The sequence below is a fragment of the Pseudomonas sp. BMS12 genome (assembly GCF_001592875.1).
Lineage (GTDB): Bacteria > Pseudomonadota > Gammaproteobacteria > Pseudomonadales > Pseudomonadaceae > Aquipseudomonas.
Genome location: NZ_LSOF01000039.1, coordinates 1 through 1,055, shown reverse-complemented (window position 1 = coordinate 1,055; position 1,055 = coordinate 1). Strand labels below are relative to the sequence as shown.

General features: G+C 59.2%; 1 protein-coding gene. It reads right to left on the bottom strand.

What is annotated here, in order from left to right; all coding sequences use genetic code 11:
* Positions 1 to 1,027, bottom strand: a 1,027-nt coding sequence (locus AYB31_RS20955) for a hypothetical protein (RefSeq protein ID WP_442961850.1), incomplete at its 3' end; no start/stop codon positions are given.
* Between the last annotated feature and the right edge of the window lie 28 nt (positions 1,028 to 1,055).

Below are 1,055 nucleotides of genomic sequence, written 5' to 3'. Positions count from 1 at the left end.
CGATCTCGCCGACCTGCACCTTGGCCGTGCTGTCCTTTAGCGACATTTCGCCCAGCTTCGCGCCAATCAGCTCGACGTTGGCGTTGATCACCGTCAACTTGGCCGCCAGCTCGCCATCGGCACCCAGATTCAGCACCGTGGTCGCTGCCCGTGCCTTGTCGATGCCCGAGTTGTCGATCACCAGCTCTTGCTGGCCATCCAGATCGTTCCAATAAATGGTGCCCGCGGCACCATGCTGAACATTGTTGTTTGGCCATCCCGAGGTCGGGCCGCCCGAGGCCATTACCACCGCGCCCGTCGCTTTCTGTAGATCCCTGTAGTGCACCGCAATTCGACCACCGCCACCACCACTCGCGTAACAGCAGGGGCTTCCGATGCCGCCACCCTTCGCTTCAATTTTCGCCTGTTCGCCCAGAATCAGAGTGTCTGCACGCAACAGCAGGGAACCGCCACTGCCAGAACCAAAGGCGTACTGCGTCAGGCCATTGGCCAGTAGTTGCCCCTCCAGCTTCAGCTCGCTCACCTGCAGCGCAATCGCACCACCGCCCCGAGTGTACGAACTACCGCCATTGCCACCGCCGCTACCGAAATCCTGCGGCTCATTAAAATCACCATAGGGGGTATTACTTGGAGTCCCGCCCGTGCCGCCATAGCTGCCACCGCCATAGGCCCCAAGCCCAGCAGAAGATTGCTTGCCCTTACCGCTTACATCGATCTTCGAACTCGCATCCACCTCGACCTCGTCGGCGGTGATGGTGATGCCTTGAGTAAAACTGCTCGATTCTACCGGTGTGGTAATCACACCGCCGTTAATCACCCGCACCTTCGACCAGCTGTAGCTCTTGGCCAGTTCGGCGGTATAGCCGTCAACGATCAGCTCATCGGCAACCTGATTGAACGCGCCACTTAGCTGGAAGGTATTGCCAACGAAAGAGTAATTGTCGGCGTTCAGATCGAAGCCGGACTGCGACCAGCGGCCACCAGCCACCTGCAGATCACCCACCTGCAGATTCTGAGCTTGGGTCACCTGGCTGTTGCTGGAATGTAGAGTGCCG